The following is a 2,091-nucleotide window of genomic DNA, read 5'->3' on the forward strand; positions in this document are numbered from 1 at the left end:
GCCATATTGAAGGAAAACCGTCCGGCGTTGAAGCCCCGGGCACGGGCCTCGTCCGTGGCGGCGAATTCCTTCCGGACTGCGTCAAAGAGTCCCGTGTAGGTTGCAAGGTTGGAGCGCGGAGTGCGGCCGATCGGCTTTTGGTCGACCTTTACCAGCCGGTCCAGCTGATCCAACCCGAAGACGGATCCTGGGCTCAACGCCTTGGCGGGGGCACCGGCTGCGACGCCTTGGTTTTCCGGGGCTGGTTCCTCTGCAGCGTCGGTGTCCGGATGCAGCCGGGCGCCCACCACCTCGGCGAGAACCTGACTGACCAAGGTTGACTTGCCTGAGCCGGACACGCCGGTGACCGCGGTCAATACCCCCAGCGGGAAGTCCGCATCGAGGTTGCGCAGATTATGCCGGCTGATATTCCGCAGCTCCAACCAGCCCGCCGCTTCCCGGCCGGCACCGCACCGGGCACCGTCGGCGGCCGAACCGCTTTCGGTTTCCCCCTCGGAACCATCGGAACCCTCAGGGAACAAGAACGGTCTGGTCACGGAAGCCTGGACCTTGGCGAGGCCGGCTACCGGGCCGCTGTAGAGCACCACGCCTCCTCCTTCACCGGCGCGCGGACCCACATCCACCAGCCAGTCGGCTCGGCGTACCACATCCATGTTGTGCTCCACCACGAACACGGAGTTGCCGGAGGACTTGAGTTGGTCCAGGACCGCGAGCAGGGGTTCGGCGTCGGCCGGGTGCAGGCCCGCCGAGGGCTCGTCGAGCACGTAAATCACGCCGAACAGGCCGGAGCGGAGCTGGGTGGCGATCCGGAGGCGCTGCATCTCCCCCGGGGAGAGTGTGGGGGTGGACCTGCCCAAAGCGAGGTAACCCAGTCCCAGATCCAACAGCACGGTGATCCGCAGCAGCAGGTCCCGGGTAATGGCGACGGCCACTTCGTTGCCTTCGCCTGAGGACTGCTTGCGCGAGGCGGTACCGGCTGCTGTGAGCCGCGTGGTGGGCCGGATTATTTCGGCCAGTTCGGTCATCGGCATCAGGTTGAGCTCGGCGATGGTCTTGCCGGCAAAGGTTACGGCCAGGGCATCGGCCCTGAGCCCGCTACCGCCGCACCGAGGGCACGGTCCGGTCTGCATGAAGCGCAGCACACGGTCGCGCATGGTGGTGCTTTTGGAGTCAGCCAAGGTGTGGAGCACATAGCTCCGGGCGCTCCAGAAGCGGCCCTTGTAGGGCTTGGCGACGCGGTCACGTTGCGGCGTCACTTCCACCACGGGCTGCTCTTCGGTGAAAAGGATCCAGTCGCGGTCCTTCCTGGGTAACTTCCGCCAGGGGGTTTCGACGTCGTACCCCAGATGGGTGAGGATGTCGCGCAGGTTCTTGCCCTGCCAGCCGCCAGGCCAGGCGGCGATGGCGCCGTCGCGGATGCTGAGCGAGGGGTCGGGAACCATGGAGGCCTCGCTCACAGTGTGGGCGATGCCCAACCCGTGGCACTCCCGGCAGGCGCCTGCCGCAGTGTTCGGCGAGAAGGCATCCGAATCCAACTGACCGGCACCCTCCGGATACGTGCCGGCACGCGAGAAAAGCATTCGCAAGGAGTTGGAGAGCGTGGTGACAGTGCCGACGGTGGAACGGGCCGTGGCCGTGCCGCGGCGCTGTTGAAGCGCGACAGCGGGAGGCAGGCCCGTAATCTGCTCCACCTTCGGGTTGTGGCCCTGCTGGATGAGGCGACGGGCGTACGGCGCGACGGACTCGAAGTACCGGCGCTGGGCTTCGGCATAGATGGTGCCGAAGGCCAGGGACGACTTGCCTGAGCCGGAGACGCCGGTGAACGCCACGATGGCATCGCGAGGCACGTCAACATCCACAGTGCGCAAGTTGTTTTCCCGGGCGCCGCGGACCCGCACAAAGCCGTCTGTGGTGTGGTCGGGAGCCAGCGTGGACATGTCCAGCGCCGGTAGTTCGAAAGTATTCTGTTCACAACCCATCAAACCGACTCTAGCGGCAACCACAATCTCGGGCAGTGGCCGGGCATTGCAAGCGCACCCGCTAGCTGAGCGAGATTGTCTCGCGCACTGTCCACCGATATGGGCCCTTCTG

General features: G+C 65.9%; 1 protein-coding gene. It reads right to left on the bottom strand.

Annotation, left to right across the window (positions count from 1 at the left end; genetic code table 11):
- Window positions 1-1,937, bottom strand: a 1,937-nt coding sequence (locus AC5RWT_RS36810) for an excinuclease ABC subunit UvrA (RefSeq protein ID WP_494084530.1), incomplete at its 3' end; no start/stop codon positions are given.
- Between the last annotated feature and the right edge of the window lie 154 nt (window positions 1,938-2,091).

It is taken from the genome of Arthrobacter sp. Dra40, assembly GCF_059091905.1.